The sequence below is a fragment of the Campylobacter concisus genome, assembly GCF_015230035.1.
Classification (GTDB): domain Bacteria; phylum Campylobacterota; class Campylobacteria; order Campylobacterales; family Campylobacteraceae; genus Campylobacter_A; species Campylobacter_A concisus_BK.
In genome coordinates, this window is the sequence record NZ_JAAKZD010000007.1 from 60,761 (window position 1) to 83,809 (window position 23,049).

26 protein-coding genes are annotated in these 23,049 nt (G+C 39.6%); 25 read left to right on the plus strand and 1 reads right to left on the minus strand.

Annotation, left to right across the window (positions count from 1 at the left end; genetic code table 11):
* Positions 1-18 precede the first annotated feature (18 nt).
* Positions 19-2,655 (minus strand): DNA polymerase I, encoded by a 2,637-nt coding sequence (gene polA, locus G6W41_RS05980; protein ID WP_194170933.1) that lies wholly within the window; start codon positions 2,653-2,655, stop codon positions 19-21.
* A gap of 175 nt (positions 2,656-2,830) precedes the next feature.
* On the opposite strand from polA, the gene obgE reads away from it, so the two are divergent.
* The 25 genes from obgE to G6W41_RS06105 all read left to right on the plus strand — a co-directional run bounded on the left by obgE (position 2,831) and on the right by G6W41_RS06105 (position 23,009).
* Positions 2,831-3,889: a GTPase ObgE gene (gene obgE / locus G6W41_RS05985; RefSeq protein ID WP_103596185.1), complete on the plus strand. Its 1,059-nt coding sequence runs from the start codon at positions 2,831-2,833 to the stop codon at positions 3,887-3,889.
* Positions 3,890-3,935: 46 nt separating this feature from the next.
* Complete coding sequence (locus G6W41_RS05990; protein ID WP_103607551.1) at positions 3,936-4,271, plus strand: GDP-mannose dehydrogenase; 336 nt, start codon at positions 3,936-3,938, stop codon at positions 4,269-4,271.
* Between the two features lie 16 nt (positions 4,272-4,287).
* Positions 4,288-5,193, plus strand: coding sequence for a methionyl-tRNA formyltransferase (gene fmt, locus G6W41_RS05995; RefSeq protein WP_194170934.1), 906 nt, complete (start codon positions 4,288-4,290; stop codon positions 5,191-5,193).
* Positions 5,194-5,209: 16 nt separating this feature from the next.
* A complete protein-coding gene (gene thiD, locus G6W41_RS06000; RefSeq protein WP_194170935.1) occupies positions 5,210-5,998 on the plus strand; it encodes a bifunctional hydroxymethylpyrimidine kinase/phosphomethylpyrimidine kinase in 789 nt (262 codons plus the stop codon).
* Position 5,999: 1 nt separating this feature from the next.
* The gene (locus tag G6W41_RS06005) at positions 6,000-6,635 is read left to right on the plus strand and encodes a biotin--[acetyl-CoA-carboxylase] ligase (protein ID WP_194170936.1); all 636 of its coding nucleotides are present in this window, start codon (positions 6,000-6,002) and stop codon (positions 6,633-6,635) included.
* On the plus strand, positions 6,632-7,414 hold the full coding sequence (locus tag G6W41_RS06010; RefSeq protein ID WP_194170937.1) for a ParA family protein: 783 nt from the start codon (positions 6,632-6,634) through the stop codon (positions 7,412-7,414). Before G6W41_RS06005 ends, G6W41_RS06010 begins: the two co-directional genes overlap by 4 nt.
* 15 nt (positions 7,415-7,429) lie before the next feature.
* Positions 7,430-8,290 (plus strand): ParB/RepB/Spo0J family partition protein, encoded by an 861-nt coding sequence (locus tag G6W41_RS06015; RefSeq protein WP_009294347.1) that lies wholly within the window; start codon positions 7,430-7,432, stop codon positions 8,288-8,290.
* A 95-nt stretch (positions 8,291-8,385) separates the two neighbouring features.
* Complete coding sequence (locus tag G6W41_RS06020; RefSeq protein WP_194170938.1) at positions 8,386-8,808, plus strand: FoF1 ATP synthase subunit B'; 423 nt, start codon at positions 8,386-8,388, stop codon at positions 8,806-8,808.
* Between the two features lie 9 nt (positions 8,809-8,817).
* Positions 8,818-9,330: a F0F1 ATP synthase subunit B gene (locus tag G6W41_RS06025; RefSeq protein ID WP_012001332.1), complete on the plus strand. Its 513-nt coding sequence runs from the start codon at positions 8,818-8,820 to the stop codon at positions 9,328-9,330.
* Entirely contained in the window at positions 9,330-9,860 is a 531-nt protein-coding gene (locus G6W41_RS06030; protein WP_194170939.1) for a F0F1 ATP synthase subunit delta, read from the plus strand. The genes G6W41_RS06025 and G6W41_RS06030 overlap by 1 nt, the downstream gene beginning before the upstream one ends.
* 14 nt (positions 9,861-9,874) lie before the next feature.
* Positions 9,875-11,392 carry a F0F1 ATP synthase subunit alpha gene (gene atpA / locus G6W41_RS06035; RefSeq protein WP_103612135.1) on the plus strand — a complete coding sequence of 506 codons (1,518 nt, stop codon included), beginning with the start codon at positions 9,875-9,877 and terminating at the stop codon, positions 11,390-11,392.
* 9 nt (positions 11,393-11,401) lie between these two features.
* Positions 11,402-12,289, plus strand: a complete 888-nt coding sequence (gene atpG, locus G6W41_RS06040) for an ATP synthase F1 subunit gamma (RefSeq protein ID WP_103567600.1) — start codon at positions 11,402-11,404, stop codon at positions 12,287-12,289.
* An 11-nt stretch (positions 12,290-12,300) separates the two neighbouring features.
* Positions 12,301-13,698, plus strand: a complete 1,398-nt coding sequence (gene atpD, locus G6W41_RS06045; RefSeq protein WP_002939420.1) for a F0F1 ATP synthase subunit beta — start codon at positions 12,301-12,303, stop codon at positions 13,696-13,698.
* Between the two features lie 18 nt (positions 13,699-13,716).
* A complete protein-coding gene (gene atpC, locus G6W41_RS06050; RefSeq protein ID WP_002939398.1) occupies positions 13,717-14,106 on the plus strand; it encodes an ATP synthase F1 subunit epsilon in 390 nt (129 codons plus the stop codon).
* A complete protein-coding gene (locus tag G6W41_RS06055; protein ID WP_009294341.1) occupies positions 14,107-14,691 on the plus strand; it encodes a MotA/TolQ/ExbB proton channel family protein in 585 nt (194 codons plus the stop codon).
* The gene (locus tag G6W41_RS06060) at positions 14,692-15,090 is read left to right on the plus strand and encodes a biopolymer transporter ExbD (protein ID WP_002939405.1); all 399 of its coding nucleotides are present in this window, start codon (positions 14,692-14,694) and stop codon (positions 15,088-15,090) included.
* 1 nt (position 15,091) lies between these two features.
* Positions 15,092-16,039, plus strand: coding sequence for a TonB C-terminal domain-containing protein (locus G6W41_RS06065; protein WP_012001335.1), 948 nt, complete (start codon positions 15,092-15,094; stop codon positions 16,037-16,039).
* Positions 16,040-16,063: 24 nt separating this feature from the next.
* Complete coding sequence (gene tolB / locus G6W41_RS06070) at positions 16,064-17,320, plus strand: Tol-Pal system protein TolB (RefSeq protein WP_009294339.1); 1,257 nt, start codon at positions 16,064-16,066, stop codon at positions 17,318-17,320.
* 64 nt (positions 17,321-17,384) lie between these two features.
* A complete protein-coding gene (locus tag G6W41_RS06075; RefSeq protein ID WP_002939415.1) occupies positions 17,385-17,891 on the plus strand; it encodes an OmpA family protein in 507 nt (168 codons plus the stop codon).
* A gap of 21 nt (positions 17,892-17,912) precedes the next feature.
* Positions 17,913-18,755, plus strand: coding sequence for a tetratricopeptide repeat protein (locus tag G6W41_RS06080; RefSeq protein ID WP_002939416.1), 843 nt, complete (start codon positions 17,913-17,915; stop codon positions 18,753-18,755).
* 55 nt (positions 18,756-18,810) lie between these two features.
* On the plus strand, positions 18,811-19,395 hold the full coding sequence (locus G6W41_RS06085) for an FKBP-type peptidyl-prolyl cis-trans isomerase (RefSeq protein WP_223154902.1): 585 nt from the start codon (positions 18,811-18,813) through the stop codon (positions 19,393-19,395).
* 9 nt (positions 19,396-19,404) lie between these two features.
* Positions 19,405-20,334, plus strand: a complete 930-nt coding sequence (fabD, locus tag G6W41_RS06090) for an ACP S-malonyltransferase (protein ID WP_194170940.1) — start codon at positions 19,405-19,407, stop codon at positions 20,332-20,334.
* Entirely contained in the window at positions 20,331-21,014 is a 684-nt protein-coding gene (locus G6W41_RS06095; protein WP_021084954.1) for a 5'-methylthioadenosine/adenosylhomocysteine nucleosidase, read from the plus strand. Before fabD ends, G6W41_RS06095 begins: the two co-directional genes overlap by 4 nt.
* Positions 21,011-21,769 (plus strand): tRNA 2-thiocytidine biosynthesis TtcA family protein, encoded by a 759-nt coding sequence (locus G6W41_RS06100; RefSeq protein WP_194170941.1) that lies wholly within the window; start codon positions 21,011-21,013, stop codon positions 21,767-21,769. The genes G6W41_RS06095 and G6W41_RS06100 overlap by 4 nt, the downstream gene beginning before the upstream one ends.
* A 136-nt stretch (positions 21,770-21,905) precedes the next feature.
* Complete coding sequence (locus tag G6W41_RS06105) at positions 21,906-23,009, plus strand: Cj0814 family flagellar-dependent secreted protein (protein ID WP_194170942.1); 1,104 nt, start codon at positions 21,906-21,908, stop codon at positions 23,007-23,009.
* Positions 23,010-23,049 lie beyond the last annotated feature (40 nt).

The window sequence follows — 23,049 nt, forward strand, 5'->3', positions numbered from 1 at the left end:
GGCCAGCCAAAATTTACTCTACTTTAACTCGCCCCAGTTTTTGGCGATATTTAGCGATGTTTTAAGTGGCACATTTAACGTGTAAATTTCCTCCATCGTCTTTTGCGTCGCTCTGCCAAATTCCTGCGCAAATTCGTCTTTTACTTCAAAGATCAGCTCGTCATGTATCTGAAGCAACATACTCGCTTTTTCATCTAAATTTTCTCTAACTTTTACCATCGCCATCTTGACAAGGTCTGCTGCGGAGCCTTGAAAAACCGTATTTACCGCCTCGCGCTCAAACATGGCTATTTGCATAGGTGTGGCACTTTTAAAGTCAAAGTAGCGCTTTCTACCAAGTAGTGTCTGCACAAAGCCGTCGTTTTTGGCTGAAATTTTTATGCTCTCCAAAAACTCTTTGATCGTCGCAAACGCCTTAAAATAGCGCTCTATATACTCTTTTGCCTCTGCTCTTGTGATATTTACTTGATTTGCCAGCTTGCTTGAGCCCATGCCGTAAATGAGGCCAAAATTTATACTCTTTGCCACGGCTCTATTTTGTCCGTCGCTGCTACCAAATATGCTAATAGCCGTCCTTGCGTGGATATCCTCGTCATTTTTAAACGCCTCAAGAAGCGCAGGATCACGGCTAAAGTGAGCTAGCAGTCTAAGCTCGATCTGGCTGTAGTCAAGCCCCACAAAGCTATATCCCTCGCGCGCCTCAAAGCACTCTCTGACGTCCTTTGCGAGGCTGCCGCGTGCTGGGATATTTTGCAAATTTGGATTTTTACTTGAAAGCCTGCCGGTACTCGTGCCAGTTTGTAAAAAGCTCGTATAAATTCGCGAGCCCTCGTCCTTTTTCGCAAGTGCTAAAAGTGGCTCGCAGTAGGTGCTTTGCAGTTTATATAGCTCGCGATAAGCTAAAATTTTTTCAATCACTGGATGAGCGTCCGTAAGCTCAGCTAGCACGCTCTCATCGGTGCTGTATCCTGTTTTTGTCTTCTTTTTGGTAGGGAGCTTTAGGTGCTCAAAAAGTATGACGCCAAGCTGTTTTACGGAGTTTATGTTGAAATTTTCGCCACTTAGCTCGTAAATTTCACTTGTTAGCGCCTTTAGTTTGGTGTCGTTTTCAAGGATGAGCTTTTGCATCTTAGCTTCGTTTATCTTGATGCCGTTTTGCTCCATGTCAAAGAGTGTGAGGATAAAAGGAAACTCGTGCGTATCGGCAAGGGCGAGCAAATTTTTATCAAGCGTGTTTTGAAAAGTTTTATAAAATTTAAGCGTTATCCAAGCGTCCTCACTCGCGTATTTAGCGGCATTTTCTAGTGGCACATCGCCAAAAGTTTGTCCCTTTTTGACCACATCTTCAAATTTGATCGTGTCGTAGTCATAAAGCCTCTTTGCCAGCGCGTCCATGCCGACACTCGAGTTTGGATCGCTAAGCCACGCAAGTATCATCGTGTCTTTAAAATTTGCTGGAGGGTTGAGCCCAAGGTTGTTTTTTACGATCTCAAAGTCGTATTTTAAATTTTGTCCGATCACGCAACCTTTATAAATTTGCCCTACCGCCCAAGTGGCAAATTTTAGGCTGATTTGCTTTGGCGCACCTAGGTAGTTGTGAGCCACTGGCACGTAGTAGGCGTCTTCGTCGTTAAAGCAAAAGCTAAAACCAACGATCTTTGCGCTCTTGCTATCAACGCCCGTGGTCTCAGTGTCAAAGGCGACGATGGTCTCTGGCGTGACGCTTGAGAGCAGCTTTTCGATGCTTGCCTCATCAAGTAGTAAATTTGCTCTAAAGCCAAGCTTAAATTCAGCATTTTCTTCTTTTTGCAAGCTCTTAAGAAGCCTGTTTAGATCGTATTCTTTTAAAATTTCTGAGATATTTATCAAAGGATTTTGCTCTGGAAATTTAGAGTGCTCAAGATCAAGCGAAGTGATCGCGTCATAAAAGAGCGTGGCTAGCTTTTTGCTCAAAAACGCCTCGTCCCTTGCAGCTGCTAGCATATTTTTGGTGCGCTCGTTTCTAAGAAGGGCTAAATTTTCATAAATTCCTTCTAAGCTGCCATACTCGGCTAAAAGCTTCTTAGCTCCCACTGCGCCGATACCTTTGACGCCTGGGATGTTGTCTGAGCTGTCTCCTGCGATGGCTAAAAAGTCCCTTACCTGAGCTGGATAGACGCCATACTTTTCAAAGCAGCTAGCGCTATCGTGGTCGATCTTGCTTTGTGGGCTGTAGATGCTCACTTTGCCGTCCTCTATGAGCTGGTAAAGGTCCTTATCATGCGTGACTATTCGCACAAATATATCTTTATCTTTGCAAATTTTAACCGCACTTGCGATGATATCATCGGCCTCGTAACCCTCACGGCTAAGGCTGTAAAGTCCCATTTTTTCTATCATATCTATACAAACTGGCAGCTGCTCTTTTAGCTGAGCTGGCGGCTCGCTCCTGTTTGCCTTGTATTCGCCTAAAATTTCATGGCGCAGGGTCTTGCCCTTGCTATCAAGTGCGAAGATGAGGTAGTCGCTTTGGTACTCATCTTTTAGGCTCGCTATGAAATTTGCAAAGCCACTTATCATGCCACTTGGTTTGCCCTCTCTGTTTTTAAGCCCACTCATAGCGTAGTAAAGCCTAAAAAAGAAGCCAAAAGTATCAATAATCGTAAGTGTTTTCATTCTCTATCCTTTTGCGCCATTTTATGAAATTTAGGCAAAAATTTGGCTGATTTTATAAATTTGTTAGACGCTAAAAGCAAAGTGAGATTTTAAACGCAAAACAAATTTTAATCATTTAAAAGATATAATCTCGCCTAAAATTCAAACTAAATAATAGATAAATTTAAGGTAAAAAATGTTTATAGATAGCGTGAAATTAACCCTAAGCTCAGGGCATGGCGGTGCTGGTGCAGTAAGCTTTCGCCGCGAAAAGCACGTCATTTTAGGCGGCCCAGACGGCGGTGATGGCGGTGATGGCGGAGATGTATATTTTGTCTGCGACAACAACACCCACACACTGGCAAACTACAAGGGCAAAAAGGCGATGAGAGCGAGCGATGGCGAGGCTGGCATGGGCAAAAGAATGACTGGCAAAAAGGGCGAGAGCCTAGAGCTTATCGTACCACCAGGAACGGCGGTCTATGACGCACAGACAAACGAGCTACTTTGCGACATGGTAGAAGAGGGGCAAAGGACGCTATTTTTAAAAGGCGGCAAGGGCGGACTTGGAAATTTTCACTTTAAAAACTCTATCAACCAAGCTCCAGAGTACGCTCAAAAGGGCATGCCAGAAGAGAGCGTAGAGGTTAGGCTCGAGCTAAAACTGATAGCTGACGTGGGACTTGTTGGCTTTCCAAATGTCGGCAAATCAACCCTCATCTCAGCCGTCTCAAACGCCAAACCACAGATAGCAAACTACGAATTTACCACGCTTACGCCAAAGCTCGGACTTGTCGAGGTCGATGAGTTTAGCGGCTTTGTCATGGCCGATATCCCTGGCATCATCGAGGGAGCAAGTGATGGACGCGGCCTAGGCGTGCAGTTTCTAAAGCATATCGAGAGAAATAAAATTTTGCTTTTTATGATAGATAGTGCAAACTACAGAAGCATGAGCGAGCAGTTTAGCGTGCTAAAAGAGGAGGTCGCTAAATTTTCAAGTGTGCTTGCTAGCAGGGACTATGCTATCGCGATCACCAGAGTCGATGCGGCTGAAAATTTAGATGAAAATATAAAAGAATTTATGAAAAGTATAAATTTAGAGCCAAAACAAGTTGGTAAATTTGTCTATAAGCAAGACCTATACAGCTTTGACGCGAAAAAGCCATACTTTGTCTTGCCGATCTCATCAGCGACAAACGAGAACATCGACGAGCTTAAATTTGCACTGCTTGAGCTGCTAAAAAAGGAGCTTTGAGTTGCGAATTTTTAGTGCTTTAAACTTAAAAATTTAAGAGTATAAAATGAAGAAATTTTTTTGCATTATGCTATTTTGCCTTGGTGCATATAGCTGTGATCCAGCGGATCCAATATATATGTTTTTAGATTTTAATGACATAGATCGTGACGGCACGCTAAATTTAGATGAGTGGAGAGCATGTAAGGCACCGTCTGAACTAAAAATAGCGCCAGATCTATGCACTAGTGAGGAATTTAAGAGCTTAGATGCCGATCAAAATGGCAAAGTTAGCGTTAATGAGCTAAGAAATTTGGTATTGCAAAAGATTAGCTGGCAGAAAGATCCATGCGCCTCTTGGCCGCCAAGCAGTAAAAACGCAGATCAAAATAAAAGTCGTTGAAATTTAAAGGAAAGTGATGAATGTAGTTTTTATGGGGACGCCTGATTATGCTGTTAGGATACTTAGGCATTTAAAAGAAGCTGGCTTTAATATAAAAGCGGTCTTTACCCAGCCTGATAAGCCAGTTGGCAGAAAGCAAATTTTAACCCCAAGCGAGGTTAAAATTTACGCGCAAAATGAGCTAGTAGGCGTGCCACTCTTTACACCACATACGCTAAAAGATGAGGCGGTGGTTGCCGAGCTAAAGGCATTTGAGCCTAAATTTATCGTAGTGGCGGCTTATGGCAAAATTTTGCCTGGGAGTGTGCTTGAAGTGGCGACTTGTATAAATTTACACGCCTCGATCTTGCCAAAATATAGAGGCGCAAGCCCCATTCAAAGCGCGATCCTAGCAGGCGAGAAGCAAACTGGCGTCACAGCTATGCTAATGGATGCTGGCCTTGATACCGGCGATATACTAGACTTCATCTACACGCCTTGCGAGAGCAAGATGTCAAGCGAGCTTTTTAGTGAGCTAGGCGAGCTTGGCGGTGAGCTAATCGTAAAAGTGCTTAAGAATTTTGAAAATTTAAAGCCACAAAAGCAAGACGACGCGCAGGCCTCACACTGCAAAAAGATAAGTAAGAGCGACGGGCTTTTTAGCTTTGATGAAGAGGCGGGGCAAATTTATAATAAATTTCGCGCGCTCACACCTTGGCCAGGGCTTTATCTGGCAAGTGGGCTAAAAATTTTATCACTTGAGCTAAGCGAAAAAAGTGGCAAAAGCGGAGAAATTTTAAGCGTAGAAAAGGACCACGTCGTGGTTGCTTGCAAGGGTGGGGCAGTTAAAATTTACGAGCTTCAAGAGCCAAGCAAAAAGCCAACAAACGCAAAAGCATATATAAATGGTAAGCGCCTTAGCGTTGGCGATGAATTAAAATAAATTTAAAGGAGCGGTTATGAAAAATGCGCTAAGTATAGCAGGTGTTGATCCAAGTGGCGGAGCTGGAGTTTTAGCTGATATAAAGGTATTTATAGCACACGGCGTATATGCGATGGGAGCGATCACAGCGGTCACTGCTCAAAATACAAAGGGCATATTTGGTATGCAGTTAGTTGAGCCAAAGCTCATCGAGGATCAGATCAAGGCGATATTTGATGATATAAGAGTTGATGTGATAAAAATAGGCGTTGTCCCAAGCGTTGAGATCATCAAAAGCGTCGCAAAAACGCTAAAAGAGATCAAAAATTTACCACCAGTCGTGCTTGATCCTGTCATGAGCTGTAAAAATGGCGACATCTGGCTAGAGGGCGCTGCAAAAGATGCGATCGTGGAGGAGCTTTTCCCGCTTGCAAGCGTGATCACGCCAAATATCTTTGAAGCGCGCGAAATTTTAAAGCGTGAGCTAAAAGGCGAGAGCGAGCTAAAAGAGGCTTGCAAGGATCTTTTGAAATTTGGCACAAAGAGCGTCTATCTAAAGTGTGGCGAGATAGAAGGCAAGTCGCTTGATATATTTTATGATGGCAATGAATATGAAATTTTTAGCGACGAGCGCATAAAAACGACAGCGACACATGGCTCAGGCTGCTCGCTATCAAGTGCGATCGCTTCAAATTTAGCAAATGGGCTTAGTCTAAAAGAGAGCGTAAAAAACGCGCATGATTACATCTTTAACGCTATCAAAAATGCGGTCATCATCGGTGGCGGACAAAATCCGGTAAATCACTTCTATAAATTTAAGGTGTGATTTGAAGGTTGAGTTTTTTCAAAGTCTGCCTTCGACGCAGGAATTTTTGATAGAAGCCCTAAAAAACGGCGAGATAAAGCCACCGCACATGATCGTGGCGCACAATCAAACCAAAGGGGTCGGTAGCCGCGGCAACAGCTGGGAGGGGCTTGGTGGAAATTTATTTATGTCATTTTGCGTAAGCGAAGATGAGCTGCCAAGCGACATACCTCCGCCATCGATCTCGATATATTTTTCTATGCTGATGCGTGAGGTCTTGAGCGAACTTGGCTCAAAGTGCTGGCTAAAATGGCCAAATGATTTTTACGTGGATGAGCGTAAAATAGGCGGCACTTTGACAAATAAAGTGGATGAAATTTACATTTGTGGCATGGGGATAAATTTAGCTAGCGCACCCGAAAACGCGGGCATTTTGGATATCAAAACTAGCGTAGATGAGCTAGTTTGGGGCTTTGTTAGCATGCTTGATAAAAAGATTTTATGGAAGCCAATTTTTAGCAAATTTAGGATAGACTTTTGCAAGTCAAAAAGTTTTATTACGCATATTGCAAATAGAGCTGTTTCGCTTCAGGATGCTGAAATTTGCGAGGATGGAGCGATATTATTAAACGGGGAAAAGGTATATTCGTTAAGATGAGCGAGATAATAACAATAGCTAACCAAAAAGGCGGCGTTGGCAAGACCACAACGGCCGTAAATTTAGCCGCATCACTGGCGGTTGCTGAGAAAAAAGTATTATTAATAGACATCGATCCACAGGCAAACGCGACGACCGGACTTGGTTTTAGTAGAAGCGACTACGAGTTTAACATCTATCACGTCTTAACAGATAGGAAAAAGCTCTCACAAATCGTGCTAAAAACTGAGATCTCAACGCTTTTTCTAGCTCCGTCAAACATAGGACTTGTCGGCATCGAGCAAGAATTTAACGATCAAAGCAAAGACTATAAACTAATCCTTAAAAACAAAATTTCAGAAGTTGTAGATGACTATGATTTTATCATCATCGATAGTCCTCCAGCACTTGGCAGCATCACGATAAATGCTCTTAGTGCAAGCGATAGTGTGATCATCCCGATCCAGTGCGAATTTTACGCACTTGAGGGCTTGGCGCAGATCCTAAACACAGTTAAGATCATCAAAAAAACGATAAATCCAAAGCTAAATATAAAGGGCTTTTTACCGACTATGTTTAGCTCGCAAAATAATCTCTCAAAAGAGACTATTGCAAATTTAAAGCAGCATTTTGAAAATAAGCTCTTTAAAAGCAAAGACGGCAAAGAAGAATTTGTTGTCGTCCCAAGAAATGTAAAACTTGCTGAAAGCCCAAGTTTTGGCAAGCCGGTGATACTTTATGATATAAAATCACCAGGCTCGATCGCATATCAAAATTTGGCATATTGTATTTTAAACTAAAAGATAAGGAAAAAAATGGCGAAAAAAGGTGGATTAGGGCGCGGACTTAGCGCGATACTTGAAGATGTAGAGCAGGCCTACAGCAAAGAGATCGCAAATTTAAACGACTCTGAGATAGTCGAAGAGATAAATATAGATGAAATTTTACCAAACCCTTACCAGCCAAGGACGCATTTTGACGAAGAGGCTTTAAAAGAGCTAAGTGCCAGCATCAAAAGGCACGGTCTCATACAACCAATAATCGTCATCAAAAAAGATGACGGCTATATGCTAATAGCTGGTGAGCGTAGATACCGTGCTACAAAGATGCTCGGAGCAAGCAAGATAAAGGCGATCATCGCTGATATCAAGTCTCAAAATTTAAGAGAGCTTGCGCTTATCGAAAACATACAACGTGAAAATTTAAATCCAATCGAACTTGCAAAGTCATATAAAGAGCTCATAAATGAGTATAAGATCACGCAAGATGGCTTAGCAAACATCATCCATAAGAGTAGAACTCAGATAACAAATACAATGAGGCTCTTGCTACTTAGCGACTACACGCAAAGACTTTTGCAAGAAGATAAGCTCACGCAAGGCCATGCTAAAGTCATCGTAGGACTTAGTAGCGAAGAAGAAAGAATGGTCGTCGATACGATCATTGGACAAAAGCTAAGTGTTAGAGATACAGAAATCTTAGTAAAAAAGATAAAAAATAAAGAAGAAGTAAAAGAGCCAAAGCCTCAAATTTCAGAGGAAATGAGCAAAAAGTTATCAAATTTACAAGAAATTTTTAAAAATTTGAAGATAAAAACAAAAGTAAAATCTAAAAATTTAATATTAGAATTTAGCGATATTTCGCAGGTAGAAGAATTTATCGCTAAGCTAAAATAGAATTACAAATTTATTTTTATTTTTAGTATTTTATTGTAAAATCAGACTTTGATTTGAATATTAAATAAAACTTAATAACAAAATAAGGAGAGTGGATGTTAGAAATAGATGTGCTATTGATGCTTTTAACGGCTATCGTTCTCTTTGTCTTGATCGCCATTTTAAATCCTTTGCTATACAAGCCAATGCTTAAATTTATAGATGACAGAAATGCCTCTATAAAAAATGACGAAGAGAGCACCAGCAAAAATGCAAGCGACTTAAGCGTTCATGAAAAAGAGATCGAAGAGATCATACAAAATGCAAGATCTGAGGCTAACAAAATAAGACAAGAAGCCTTAAATTTGGCAAAAGAAGAGTCTTTAAAAGAGATAAATGCGGTAAAAAGTAGTTTAGAGGCTGATTATAATGAGTTTTTAAACGCTTTAAGCTCTCAAAAAGATAGCCTAAAGGCAGATCTATCAGCTAAACTACCTGAGCTTAGAGCAGCTTTAAACGCTAAGCTCTCTAAAATTTAAAGGAAATTTATGAAGATAAAAATTTTATTTTTTCTAGCACTTCCATTTCTAGCATACGCTAGCGAGCATGGTGGAACAAACTACGACATAGTCGAGAGAACGCTAAACTTCTTACTTTTCTTTGCTATTTTGGTCTATTTTGCTGCTAAGCCACTAAAAGCTCTTTATCAAAGCAGGATCGACAGGATCGCAAATAAGCTTGAGAGTATCCAAGAGAAGCTTCGTGAGTCAAAAGCCAAAAAAGATGACGTTTTAAAGCGTGTAGAAGAGGCTAAGCAAAATGCAAATGCTCTAATCGAAACTGCGAAAAAAGAGGCTGTAAATTTAGCTGCTAAAGTTAAAAAAGAGGCTCAAAACGATATCGCAAATATCGAAAAAGGCTACAAAGAGCAAAAAGAATTTGAAGAGCGCAAGATGACAAAAGGCGTTGTAAATGAAATTTTGAGCGACATTTTCTCAAGTGATAGCCTAAAAGTCGATCAAAAAGAGCTTGTAAATATCATACTTAAAAAGGTTAGCTAATGAATGAAGTAGTAGCTAAAAAATACGTAAAGGCGATCTTAAGCGACGTAAAATCAAATGAACTTAATGTATTTGTTGAAAATTTATCAGAGCTAGCTGCTGCTTTTGCTAGCGATAAATTTAAAAGCATTATAAGTTTGCCAACACTAAAGGCTTCACAAAAGGTTGAATTTGTACTATCTTTGGTTAAAAATCAAGATGCAAAATTTTCAAATTTTATAAAGCTTCTTGGTGCAAACAAAAGGCTGGAGCTTATACCTGCGATACTAGACGAGATGAAGATAGAGCAATCTTTGCTTGAAAATACATATCGCGGTGAGGTCATTGGAAATTTTGATCTAAGCGCTGAGCAGCTAAAAGCTTTGGAAGAGAATTTCTCTAAGAAATTTGACTCTAAGATCAAGCTTGATGGCTCAAAGAGCGATTACAACGGTGTAAAAGTTGAGTTAGATGATTTAGGTGTCGAGGTAAATTTCTCTATCGACAGACTAAAAAGTCAAATGAGTGAATATATATTAAAAGCAATTTAAAAAGGAGTGAAAGCGTGAGTGCAAAAATTAAAGCTGACGAAATTAGCACGATAATCAAAGAGCGTATCGAAAATTTTGATTTAAGTGTTGATGTAGAAGAGACCGGTAAAGTCATCTCAGTCGCTGATGGCGTTGCTAACGTTTATGGTTTGAAAAACGTTATGGCTGGTGAGATGGTTGAGTTTGAAAGCGGCGAAAAGGGTATGGCTCTTAACCTTGAAGAGAGCAGTGTTGGTATAGTTATCCTTGGAAAAACTAGCGGTATCACAGAAGGAAGCTCTGTAAAAAGACTTAAAAAACTTCTACGTGTGCCAGTTGGCGACGCATTGATCGGCCGTGTTGTAAATTCACTCGGTGAGCCAATAGATGCAAAAGGTCCAATCGAAGCTACCGAATCTCGCTTCGTCGAAGAAAAAGCAAAAGGTATCATGGCAAGAAAAAGCGTTCATGAGCCACTTCAAACAGGTATCAAAGCGATCGACGCACTTGTGCCAATCGGTAGAGGTCAAAGAGAGCTTATCATCGGCGACCGCCAAACTGGTAAAACAACAGTTGCCATCGATACTATCATCAACCAAAAAGGTCAAGATGTCATTTGTATCTATGTAGCTATCGGTCAAAAGCAATCAACTGTTGCTCAAGTCGTTAAAAAACTTGAAGAGTACGGCGCTATGGACTACACGATAGTTGTAAATGCTGGTGCTAGTGACGCAGCTGCGCTTCAATACCTTGCACCATACGCTGGCGTAACAATGGGTGAATATTTTAGAGACAACTCTCGCCACGCACTAATCATATATGATGACTTGTCAAAACATGCGGTTGCTTACCGTGAGATGTCTTTGATCCTAAGAAGACCACCAGGTCGTGAAGCTTACCCAGGTGACGTTTTCTACCTTCACTCAAGACTTCTAGAAAGAGCAAGTAAGCTAAATGACGCACTAGGCGCTGGATCTTTAACAGCTCTACCTATTATCGAGACACAAGCGGGCGACGTTTCAGCTTATATTCCAACAAACGTTATTTCTATTACAGATGGTCAAATTTTCCTTGAGAGCGACCTATTTAACTCAGGTATCCGCCCAGCGATCAACGTTGGTCTTTCTGTATCTCGTGTTGGTGGTGCAGCACAGATCAAAGCTATCAAACAAGTTTCTGGTACGTTAAGACTAGACCTTGCTCAGTACCGCGAACTACAAGCCTTTGCTCAGTTTGCAAGTGATCTTGATGAGAGCTCAAGAAAGCAACTAGAGCGTGGTCAAAAGATGGTTGAAGTACTAAAACAACCTCCATATTCTCCGCTTCCAGTTGAGAATCAAGTAGTTATCATATTTGCTGGTGCTAAGGGCTATTTAGATGATGTTGCAACTGTAAATGTAACAAAATTTGAAGCAGAGCTATATCCATATATCGAGGCAAAATACCCTGAAATTTTTGAGCAGATCAGAACTAAAAAGGTTCTTGATAAAGAAGTAGAAGAAATTTTACATAAAGCGTTGAAAGATTTTAAAGCGACTTTTGCCGCTAACTAGGGCTAAGATATGTCAAATTTAAAAGATATAAAACGAAAGATCAAGAGCGTCCAGAACACTCAAAAGACGACGCGTGCGATGAAGCTTGTCTCAACAGCAAAGCTTCGCAAAGCTGAAGAGGCTGCACGCTACTCTAGAGTCTACGCACTTAAGATCAATGAGGTTTTATCGGAGATAGCTTATAAAATCAATCAATACGCTTCAGTTATGACTGAGAGTAAATTTTTCAACACAACAAAGAGTGTAGAAAAGGTTGATATTATATTTGTTACCGCTGATAAAGGGCTTTGCGGTGGCTTTAATGTCCAGACTATAAAGACAGTTAGGCGCATGATCGATGAGCTAAAAGCCAAAAAGATCAAAGTTAGACTAAGAGCTGTTGGTAAAAAAGGCATTGAATTTTTCAATTTCCAAGGCGTTGAACTACTTGAGACTTATGTCGGAGCTAGCTCATCACCTACATATGAAAAAGCTCAAAAGATCATAAAAGATGCCATTGATGATTTTACAAACGGCATAACAGATAAGGTTGTGCTAATACACAATGGCTATAAAAATATGATTTCTCAAGAGATTAGAGTAAATGATATTGTGCCTATTGAGCCCTCTAAGATAGTTGCGGTTGAGACAAATTCTTTGATGGAATTTGAACCAGAGGACAACTATACTAAGATTATGGATGAATTGCTCAATAAATATTTTGAGTATAGTATGTATTATGCTTTAGTTGACTCTTTGGCGGCTGAGCACAGCGCTAGAATGCAAGCTATGGATAATGCAACAAACAATGCTAAAGAGCGTGTAAAACAGTTAAATCTTGCTTACAACAAAGCAAGACAAGAGTCTATTACCACTGAGCTTATCGAGATCATCAGTGGTGTTGAATCAATGAAATAAAAGGAGTATGAATGAAGGGTGTTATTAGTCAAGTTATGGGCCCTGTGGTCGATGTTGACTTTAATGACTACTTGCCGAAGATCAATGAAGCTATCGAAGTTTTCTTTGAGGTTGAGGGCAAGAAACATAAACTAATATTAGAAGTTGCTGCTCACCTAGGTGATAATAGAGTTAGAACGATCGCTATGGATATGAGCGAGGGTCTGACTCGTGGCTTAGAGGCTAAAGCGCTTGGTGCACCTATAAGTGTGCCAGTTGGCGAAAAAGTTTTGGGTAGAATTTTTAACGTAGTTGGCGATTTGATTGACGAGGGCGAGGGTATAAATTTTGATAAGCATTGGTCTATCCACCGCGATCCTCCTCCATTTGAAGAGCAAAGTACAAAGAGTGAAATTTTTGAAACTGGTATCAAGGTAGTTGATCTTCTAGCTCCTTATGCAAAGGGTGGTAAAGTTGGTCTATTTGGTGGTGCTGGTGTTGGTAAAACAGTTATTATTATGGAGCTTATCCACAACGTTGCGTTTAAACATAGTGGTTACTCTGTATTTGCAGGCGTTGGTGAGAGAACTCGTGAAGGAAACGACCTTTATCACGAAATGAAAGAAAGTAACGTTTTGGATAAAGTTGCCTTGTGCTATGGCCAAATGAACGAGCCACCAGGAGCAAGAAACCGTATCGCGCTAACTGGTCTTACAATGGCTGAGTACTTCCGTGATGAGATGGGACTTGACGTTTTGATGTTTATCGATAACATCTTCCGTTTTTCTCAATCAGGTGCAGAGATGTCAGCTCTACTTGGACGTATTCCGTCAGCTGTTGGTTATCAGCCAACTCTTGCAAGTGAGATGGGTAAATTCCAAGAGAGAATTACATCAACCAAAAAAGGTTCGATCACCTCTGTTCAAGCTGTTTATGTTCCAGCTGATGACCTTACAGACCCAGCTCCTGCGACTGTTTTTGCTCACCTTGACGCTACGACAGTTCTTAACAGATCGATCGCAGAAAAAGGTATCTATCCAGCTGTTGATCCACTTGATTCAACATCAAGAATGCTCGATCCTCAAATTTTAGGAGCAGATCACTATAAGGTAGCTCGCGGCGTTCAAGCTGTGCTTCAAAAATATAAAGACCTTCAAGATATCATCGCTATCCTTGGTATGGACGAGCTTAGCGAAGAAGATAAGCTAACAGTTGATAGAGCAAGAAAGATAGAGAGATTTTTATCTCAGCCATTCTTCGTTGCTGAAGTATTTACAGGTAGCCCTGGCAAATACGTAAGTCTTGACGAAAATATCGCTGGCTTTAAGGGAATTTTAGAAGGTAAATATGATCATCTACCAGAAGCAGCATTTTATATGGTTGGAAATATAGATGAGGCTTTAGCTAAAGCTGAAAAACTTAAGGCTTAAATTTAAAAAGGAAGCGTAATGGATAAATTACATTTAGAGATCGTAACTCCTCAAGGTCAGATATTTAATGATGACGTGAGTAGTGTAGTGCTTCCAGGTAGCGAGGGTGAGTTTGGTGTTTTGCCAAACCACGCCTCATTAATATCTCTTTTAAAAGCAGGTATTATAGATATAGAAGATAAGCATAAAAAGCATGATGTAGTTGCTATTAACTGGGGCTATGCAAAGATCGATGAGGGCAAAGTAGTTATATTAGCTGACGGTGCGGTCTATGTTTCTGGCAATAGTGAAAGTGAACTTGCAAATTCATTAGAAGCTGCTAGAAATTTGATAGAGAGTATGAGCAGTGATACAAATGCTTTTGCAGCAACTATATCAAAAATGGAAAATGTAGTGAGAGCAAGATAAGTGGGCGGAATAGATATATTTTTAAATTACATTCAAAGAAGTAGTTTTATTACAATTATAGTTTTAACTTGGTTGTCAATATATTTTATAGTTAGTTTTACAATTCTTTTTTCAAGAATGGCTGGCATAGGAGCTTGGCAAAAACGCGAGCAAAATGCGCTTGAAGCATTGCTTATGGGCGCTAAAAATATACCAAATGACTCATCTTTAAAGAAATGTGCAAGTGGTAGAATTTCGAAAGAAAAGCTAAATGTTTGCATAAGCATTGCCGAAAAAAATGCTACAAGTGGGCTTACATGGCTTAGTGTAATAGCTTCTACTTCTCCATTTATCGGTCTTTTTGGAACAGTTGTATCTATCTTGGAGACATTTTCACAGCTAGGAAATGGCGCAGGTTCATCTCTTGGAGTTATAGCCCCAGCTATCTCTGAAGCACTTGTTGCGACAGGTTGTGGAATTTTTGTTGCGATCCCAGCATATACATTTAACTTGCTTATAAAAAGAAAAGCTTACGAATTAATGAGCGTTATCGAGCGTCAAGCTGACGTTATGATAGCACTTAAAAAAGATGACGAGACGTTATAGATGGCTCTTAAATTTGACGACGAAACACCAGAGCTAAACATAACGCCTCTTGTTGATATCATGCTTGTTTTGTTGGCTATTTTAATGGTTACAATGCCAACTATAACATATCAAGAAGATATAACATTGCCAGATGGCTCAAAGGCAAAAACATCTACATCCAAACAAAAAGATCTTATAGTGTCTATAAATGCACAAGGACAAGTTAGGATAGATCAAAGTACAATGAGCCTTGCTGAACTTCCAGATAACATTGCACTAATGAGTGCAAAATATGACAAAACCTCGCCTATATACATAAAGGCTGATAAAAATTTAAAATACGATGATGTTATGTTTGTATTAAAGACTTTAAAAGGTGCTGGTTTTAATAAAGTAGCTTTAGAGACAAACGGTTAAGATGCCTAATAAAGTTAAATTTCCAACGCTTAGTTCGTTTTTTGTAGCGTTTTGCATTTACATTATCATTGTGCTTGCTTTGTTTATAAAGCTTACTTTTTTTAGCGAGCCTCCTAAAAAATATACTGATGACAAAGATGCTATTATGGATGTAGTTATGGTTGATAGAGAAGTTGATCAAACCATAAAAGCGCCAAAACAAGCAAAAGAGGTCGTAAAAGAGACAAAACCAGAACCTAAAAAAGAGTCAGAAGAAGATAAACAAGAGACTACAAATAAACCTGTTGTGCCAGATGAACCATTGCCAACCCCAAGCTTACCAACTCCTCCAAAAGAAGAGCCAAAACCTGAGCCTAAAAAACCAGAACCAAAGCCTGAAATCCCAAAACCTAGTGAAGAGCCTAAAGAGGATGTCAAGCCAGAGCCAAAACCTGAGCCTAAACCTACGCCAAAGCCAGTTGAAAAGCCAAAACCAAAAGAGCCAAATATAAAAGATCTCTTTAGTGATATAGACTCGACTAAACTTAAAAAAGATGATGGTATAAAAAAGGCTGAAAATAAAGTGCAAAGCCGCAAAAAAAGCGAGGCTTCTAGCTCAAAAGCTGCAAAAGAGGCTAGCGATATTATAAAGAGCCTAAAAATAGATCAAAACCCAACTGCACCAAAGTCACAAATGACTGGCACTTATGATCCATTGATGGGTGCTATAACAAAGCAAATTCAAAGAAGATGGCAAAGCTATAAAGCTGACTCTGCAAACCTTGCCAAAGTAAAAGTCATGATAGATCAGAGTGGAAATTTTAGCTATGAAATTTTAGAGCTATCATATAATGAAGAGTTTAATGCAAAGGTAAAAGAGTGCTTGGAAAAGCTTACTGCAGAGAAATTTCCATTTAATCCAGACAAAAGTACTACTTTTAATTTAAATTTAGAAGATAAAATAAACTAAAATTTATAAATTTACGGAGTAGAGATGAAGAAAATTTTTCTTTTTTTGTGCGTTGCTCTAGGGCTTTATGCTGCTGATGCGACGATATCTGTTATCAATCAAGGTGTTGCTTTGCCAAAGATAGCTTTGCAAGATGCAACTACAGCTGTTAGTGATGCGGGCTTTAAAGATAAATTCTTTAAGATCATGCTAGGCGACTTGAAAGTTAGCTCAGACTTTGAGGTTATAGAAGATCACGTGCCTTCAACCTACGAGGGAACAGCAGCTACAAATACAATGAGCGACAAAGGTGTTGAGCTTATCTTTAGATATGCTCTTGAAGGTTCTATGGGTTCACCTCTTACTTTAAGAGTAAAACTCATCGATGCAAAAACTGCAACTACAAGGTATGAGAGAGTTTATAATATGCCAGATGGTGCAAAGTACCCATTTTTGGCACACAAGAGTATAGTTGAGCTAACAAATGAGCTAAATTTACCACCAGTTGGCTGGATGGAGAAATTTATCATCCTAGCAAAATACACTTCAGCTCGCCAAAGCTCTATTATAGTGGCTGATTACACACTTACATATCAAAAGACAATAGTAAGCGGTGGTCTAAATATCTTCCCTAAATGGGCAGGCGCTGATCAGAGTAAATTTTACTATACATCTTATGTAAATAACAGACCTACTTTGTTTAGATATGATCTAAATTCAGGCACTAAAACAAAGATAATAGATAGTATGGGTATGCTTATAGCATCTGATGTTAGCAAAGACGGAAGTAAAATTCTATTAACTATGGCTCCAAAAGATCAACCAGATATTTTCATCTATAATACAGGTAGCAAAAAATTAACTCAGATCACAAACTATCCAGGCATTGACGTAAATGGAAATTTCGTAGATAATGACAGTAGGATAGTTTTTGTTTCAGATAGACTTGGATATCCAAATATCTTCGCAACACCTGCAACTTCAGGCGGAAGTGTTGAGCAAATGGTATTTCATGGTAAAAACAACAACTCAGTAAGCACTTTTGAAAACTATGTAGTTTATTCAAGTAGAGAGGCTAGTGGTGGCTTTAATATCTATCTGATCTCAACTCAAACAGATTTTATCCGTCAGCTTACAGCAAATGGTAAAAATAACTATCCAAGATTTTCAAGTGATGGTCAAAGTGTCGTATTTATCAAAGAACTTGGCGGTCAAAGCTCGCTTGGCGTTGTTAGATTAAATGAGAACAGAAGTTTCCAATTTCCACTAAAAGTAGGTAAAATTCAATCTATTGATTGGTAATATTCTGGTAATATTTAAAAAAAATATGTTATAATTCGACCAAATTTTTCAAAAAGGATAAGGAATGAAAAAAGTAGTTCTAGCAAGTGTTGCAGTTGCAACTTTATTGTTGAGCGGTTGTAGCTCTAAAAACCCTGAAGTTGATATGAATGCAAATTCAAATCAATCTGCAGATAACTCAGGTAGCATGAGTGATGCTGATAGATTAGCAGCTCTTATCGCTAACATCGAGAGCCAAGTTAAAAGTGTATACTTTGACTTTGATAAATTTAATATCAAAGCTGACCAACAAGGTGTTGTTAGCTCAAATGCATCAGTATTCAACCAAGCTGACGCTCAAGCTCTTTCTATAAAAGTAGAAGGTAACTGCGACGAGTGGGGTACAGATGAGTATAACTATGCTCTTGGTCTAAAACGTGCTAAAAGTGCTAAAGACGCTCTTGTAAGAAATGGCGTTAGCGCTGATAGAATCGCTGTAGTAAGCTTTGGCGAAAGCAACCCAGTTTGTACAGACAAAACAAAAGCTTGCGACGCTCAAAACAGACGTGCAGATTTCAAAGTACTTCCTTAATCTGTAAGTAATTAAATAATAATGAATAAAAAAATAATCATTGCGGCTCTTCTTGGAGCCGCTTTCTCTATAGGTTCAGCTCAAGAAGTTTCAGCATTTGACGCAGGTAATATGGATAGCGCAAATCCATATGGACTAACAGATGATGAAAAGGCAACTCTAAGCAACAAAAGAAGTGTTCAAAATATTGAAGAAAACATGGATAATGTTTCAGAACAACTTCAAGGTTTGCAAAGCTTGATTGAGAGTATGAGTGCTAGGATGAATAAACTTGAGCAAAGAATGAACGATATCGAAACCAAAGTCAATGGTGGTATAAGCGATTCTGGTGTAAGTTTGACATCGTTAAAAGCTTATGTTGATGAGACTAGAGATATACAAGATAAAAACTATAAAAACATTACTGCTGCCTTAAATAAATTAGGTGCAATAATGGATAAAAACGCTGCTCAACCAAAGCAAAATGCAAATCCAAAACAACAAAATAAGCCAACTTCAAATTTTAGTGGCAAAAGCGACAAGGATATTTTAGCTGATGGCATTAAGCTTTTAAATTCTGGCAATAGCACAGAAGCAGCTGAATATTTTGAATATTTAAATAAAAAAGGCTATAAAACTGGTGCTTCAAATTATTATCTAGGCGAAGTTGCTTATAGTCAAAAATCATACAGCACAGCCATACAATACTATAAAAAAAGTATACAAAGTGAAGATAAAGCTGACTACACTCCAAAACTTTTGTATCACACAGCTATAAGCTTTGATAAGATCGGCGATACTCAAAGTGCAAATAGGTTTTATAAGGCTTTAAAAGTAGGCTACCCAGATAGCAAAGAAGCCAAAGCCGCTCCTAACAGAAACTAAAATTTACTCTTTTTTAGATATAATCTCACATTAATCAAAACTAAATTCCAAGGAGATTATTGTGAGTAAAGATCAAGTTATAACAATGTTTTATGAGCTAAAAGACGCTAATACTGGCGAAATTTTAGAGTCAAATATGCAAGAAGGTGGTCAAATTTCTTTTATTACAGGACATGGCCACATTATAGAAAAGCTTGAAGAAGAAGTTAGTAAATTAAAATCAGGCGACAAGGCTACTATAAACATTAAAGCAGCTGAGGGTTGTGGCGAATACAATAAAGATGCCATTCAATCACTTCCAAAAGAGCAATTTGCTGGTATAGACCTGCATGAGGGCATGGAGCTTTTTGGTCAAAATGAAGATGGCTCAAGCGTTCGCGTCATCGTTAAAGAGATCAAAGATGACGAAGTGACAGTTGATTTTAACCACCCATACGCTGGCAAAGACTTGCTATTTAATGTTGAAATTTTAGAAGTTAGAGACGCAACTGAAGATGAAAAAGCAACTGGCATGGTAGCAGGCGCTCACACTTGCGGTTGTGGCGGACACGATCATGATCACGAGCATGAGTGCTGCGGTGGTCACGGACATGGCGAAGGTGGTTGCGGTTGTGGCGGTCACGGACATCACCACCACTAAGAAGCCAAAATGAAAAAATTTGCTTTTATTTTTGCGGGTCAAGGCTCGCAAAGTGTTGGCATGGGGAAAGATTTTTATGAAAATTTCTCTTCGGCAAAACTTCTATTAAATGACTCTTGCAACGACACAGGCATTGATTTTGAAGAGCTTTTATTTACTCAAAACGACAAGCTAGATAAGACAGAATTTACCCAACCTGCCATCGTTTTAAACTCGCTTATGAGCTATCTAGCTTTTAATGAGCACATAAAAGCTAAGCCAGAGTTTAGCCTAGGCCACTCACTCGGAGAATTTACAGCCCTTGCGGTTAGTGGCGCATTTAGCTTTGTTGAAGCGATTAGACTTGTAAATTTACGTGGTAAATTTATGCAAGAAGCCTGCGTTGGCAAAGATGCTGGCATGATGGTGGTGCTTGGACTTAGCGATGAAGTCGTTGAGGGGATTTGTAAAGAAGCACAGAATGAGGGCTTGCAAATTTACGCTGCAAATTACAACTGCGACGGTCAGATAGTTGTAGCTGGCGTAAGAGCTGACCTTGCTAAATATGAGGCAAAATTTAAAGAAGCAGGTGCAAAAAGAGCGATGCTTTTAAATATGTCAGTGGCTAGCCACTGCCCGATACTTGAGCCTGCTAGTGTTAAACTAGCAAACGAGCTTGGGGGCGTTTTGGCTGCGAATTTTGCCCCAGTCGTTTCAAACGTAAATGCAAAAATTTACACTGATAAAAACGAAGCGCTAGTGCTTTTAAAAGAGCAGCTAACGCATCCAGTTCACTATAAGCAAAGCATCAAAAACTATGAAAACGAGGTTGATTGCTTTATCGAGCTTGGAGCGGCGACACTTAAAGGCATAAACAAAAAGATCACAGAAAAACCGACATACAGCGTCACTGACATGGCGAGCCTTGAAGAGGTTGTGAAGATTTTGGAGGAGAGATGATAGCGATACTTGGAGCGATGCAAGAGGAGATAACGCCGATCCTTGAGATGGTTGGCGAGTATAAAACTACCGAATATGCAAATAACAAATTTTACGAGGCAAACTATAAAGGCAAGGACCTAGTCATAGCCTACTCGAAGATCGGCAAGGTAAATGCGGCGATCACTGCGACCTTGATGATAGAGAAATTTAAGGCTTCAAAGCTGCTTTTTACAGGCGTTGCTGGCTCACTTGATGAGAGCTTAAAGATAGGCGATATGCTATATGCCACTAGCCTTGTGCAACACGACCTTGACATCACGGCGTTTGGACATCCATACGGCTTTGTGCCAGGGACAAGTATCTTTGTTAAGAGCGATGAGGGTCTAAATGAGCTAGCTAAAAATGTCGCTAGCAAAAAGGGCATGAGCTTAAATTCAGGTATCATCGCAACTGGCGATCAGTTCATCTGTGACAACGAGAAAAAAGAGTGGATCAAAAAGATATTTAACGCGAGTGCTACCGAGATGGAGGGAGCGAGCGTTGCGCTAGTTTGCGAGACGCTTGGCGTGCCATTTTTCATCCTTAGAGCCATCAGCGACGGAGCTGGCAATGAGGCTGAATTTGACTTTGATAAATTCTTACAAGACTCAGCAAACGTCAGCGCTAAATTTATCCTAGAAATGGTGGAGAGCTTATGATAGAGCTTAGCAAGAGACTGCTTAGGCAAGTTGGCCAGACAAACGCTAGATACAAGATGATAGAGGGCGGAGATAAGATCTTGCTTGGCCTTAGTGGCGGCAAAGACAGCCTCGCACTCGCTCACGTGCTAAAGCACATCCAAAACGTCACGCCTGAGAAATTTGAGTTTAAGGCAGTGACGCTAAGCTACGGCATGGGCGAAGACTACGCATATCTTACCAAACACTGCAACGAGCATGGCATAGAGCACGAGGTGATAGGTAGCTCGATATTTGAGATATCAAAGGAGAAGATCCGCAAAAATTCTAGCTTTTGCAGCTTTTTCTCGCGCATGAGAAGGGGTTATCTCTACACCTACGCGCTAAATCACGGCTTTAACAAGCTCGCGATCGCTCATCACTTAGACGACGCGGCAGAGAGCTTTTTTATGAATTTTACCTACAATGGCGCGCTTAGGACGCTTGCTCCAAAATATAGAGCAAAAAATGGCATCGTCGTGATCAGGCCATTTATCTTTGTGCGTGAGAGGCAGCTTCGCGAAAATGCGATCAAAAATGAGCTAAGAGTTGTTGGTGATGAGGCGTGTCCTGCGATGAGATTTGACGTGAAGATGCCGCACGCTAGATATGAGACCAAGCAGCTTCTAGCAAATTTAGAAAAAGAAAATCCAAAGCTCTTTACATCGCTTAAAGCAGCATTTGAAAACATCCACACAGATACATTTTTTGGTATCAACGAAGGCAGTGAAGAGTAAATTTAACTCTTCATTTTTTGCCCTTAAAGCTAAATTTAAAACCAAATTTCTTACAACCACCCAAAAGTCACAACTCATTTTGAAGCAGGAACGCTCCTTGCTTACTAAATATAAATTTGATAAGCAAGGATGAAAAATGAGCATTTTTAGCGTTAGCACGCAAAAGTATAGCTCAGTAGCTACTGAGGCAAAAGCAAGGAAACTTCAAAAAGAGCAGTCTGAAAGTGTCAAATTTCAAAACGCTCTTGCAAATAATGAAAAAACAAAAGACATTGCACAAAATTTACAAAGGCTCGAGCTTACAAAAGATACACAGCAAAGCATTTATAGCGTGAAATTTAAAGATAAAAACGAGCTTGGCTATCAAAGCGACAATGCTGGCTTTATGGACGCTAGCTTTAATAAAGCAGCCAGCTTGCCACAGGACTTTAAGCTTCACAAAAGCACGATAAAAGAATTTCTAAACTTCGCAACAAAGCAAAATAACATAAATAGCGTCCTTTACAGCAACGCAAGTGGCAAGCTTTTTGACAATGATGTCTTTGAAAATATCGACATTGCAAACACGATAGGTCAGTATTACGCCATTTTTTCTCAGGTAATGGGCAAGAGTTTAAACAAAGATAGTTTTACAGATAGCGACCTAGCAAGCCTGCCAAAAGGCTACATCTCGCAAGGGATGAAAGGCATTGATTTTAACGCAGATTTGAGCGATAGATCAAATATTGATTTTTTAAATAGTCGCAAAAACGAGGTCGTTACAAATATCTTTAGTAGCCAAGATGAAATGAAGCTCGCATCAAATTTAAGCGAAGATCTAGCAAAGCTAGGCATAAAAACAAACCTTAAAAAGCTAAATTTTGCAAATTTAGAGCAGGAAAACACTGGTGGCTTTAGCCCAGATGTCTCTTACTATAAAACGGAGTCTGGTTACAAAAAAGAGGCTTTGTTTATTAGTTTTCTAAAGTCAGAAAGTCCTGCGATCCTAGAAGGTGGAGAGACTGCGCTAAAGCCTGAAGTCTTGCTAAACAACGCTTTCATCGCCGCCCAGACGAAGGATCATAGAAGTAAAAGCTTAAGCGATGTGGCTACTCTTAAAAAGCTAGCAGAAGATAGAGAAAATTTTAAAAATTTAGTGCTTGAGCTACTAAAAAAGAGCACCGTAAAGCCAAGCGAAGATAATATAAATTTAGCTTTTAATAAGCTAAATCAAATTTATGCTTTAGGCAGGCAAAAGTAGCTAAATTTACTAGGTAAATCTTTTCACAAAAAAGACGATA

Coding starts and splice junctions, on each gene's coding strand:
- polA (WP_194170933.1), bottom strand. CDS start 2,655: ATGAAAACACTTACGATTATTGATACTTTTGGCTTCTTTTTTAGGCTT.
- obgE (WP_103596185.1), top strand. CDS start 2,831: ATGTTTATAGATAGCGTGAAATTAACCCTAAGCTCAGGGCATGGCGGT.
- G6W41_RS05990 (WP_103607551.1), top strand. CDS start 3,936: ATGAAGAAATTTTTTTGCATTATGCTATTTTGCCTTGGTGCATATAGC.
- fmt (WP_194170934.1), top strand. CDS start 4,288: ATGAATGTAGTTTTTATGGGGACGCCTGATTATGCTGTTAGGATACTT.
- thiD (WP_194170935.1), top strand. CDS start 5,210: ATGAAAAATGCGCTAAGTATAGCAGGTGTTGATCCAAGTGGCGGAGCT.
- G6W41_RS06010 (WP_194170937.1), top strand. CDS start 6,632: ATGAGCGAGATAATAACAATAGCTAACCAAAAAGGCGGCGTTGGCAAG.
- G6W41_RS06015 (WP_009294347.1), top strand. CDS start 7,430: ATGGCGAAAAAAGGTGGATTAGGGCGCGGACTTAGCGCGATACTTGAA.
- G6W41_RS06020 (WP_194170938.1), top strand. CDS start 8,386: ATGTTAGAAATAGATGTGCTATTGATGCTTTTAACGGCTATCGTTCTC.
- G6W41_RS06025 (WP_012001332.1), top strand. CDS start 8,818: ATGAAGATAAAAATTTTATTTTTTCTAGCACTTCCATTTCTAGCATAC.
- G6W41_RS06030 (WP_194170939.1), top strand. CDS start 9,330: ATGAATGAAGTAGTAGCTAAAAAATACGTAAAGGCGATCTTAAGCGAC.
- atpG (WP_103567600.1), top strand. CDS start 11,402: ATGTCAAATTTAAAAGATATAAAACGAAAGATCAAGAGCGTCCAGAAC.
- atpD (WP_002939420.1), top strand. CDS start 12,301: ATGAAGGGTGTTATTAGTCAAGTTATGGGCCCTGTGGTCGATGTTGAC.
- atpC (WP_002939398.1), top strand. CDS start 13,717: ATGGATAAATTACATTTAGAGATCGTAACTCCTCAAGGTCAGATATTT.
- G6W41_RS06060 (WP_002939405.1), top strand. CDS start 14,692: ATGGCTCTTAAATTTGACGACGAAACACCAGAGCTAAACATAACGCCT.
- G6W41_RS06065 (WP_012001335.1), top strand. CDS start 15,092: ATGCCTAATAAAGTTAAATTTCCAACGCTTAGTTCGTTTTTTGTAGCG.
- tolB (WP_009294339.1), top strand. CDS start 16,064: ATGAAGAAAATTTTTCTTTTTTTGTGCGTTGCTCTAGGGCTTTATGCT.
- G6W41_RS06075 (WP_002939415.1), top strand. CDS start 17,385: ATGAAAAAAGTAGTTCTAGCAAGTGTTGCAGTTGCAACTTTATTGTTG.
- G6W41_RS06080 (WP_002939416.1), top strand. CDS start 17,913: ATGAATAAAAAAATAATCATTGCGGCTCTTCTTGGAGCCGCTTTCTCT.
- fabD (WP_194170940.1), top strand. CDS start 19,405: ATGAAAAAATTTGCTTTTATTTTTGCGGGTCAAGGCTCGCAAAGTGTT.
- G6W41_RS06095 (WP_021084954.1), top strand. CDS start 20,331: ATGATAGCGATACTTGGAGCGATGCAAGAGGAGATAACGCCGATCCTT.
- G6W41_RS06100 (WP_194170941.1), top strand. CDS start 21,011: ATGATAGAGCTTAGCAAGAGACTGCTTAGGCAAGTTGGCCAGACAAAC.
- G6W41_RS06105 (WP_194170942.1), top strand. CDS start 21,906: ATGAGCATTTTTAGCGTTAGCACGCAAAAGTATAGCTCAGTAGCTACT.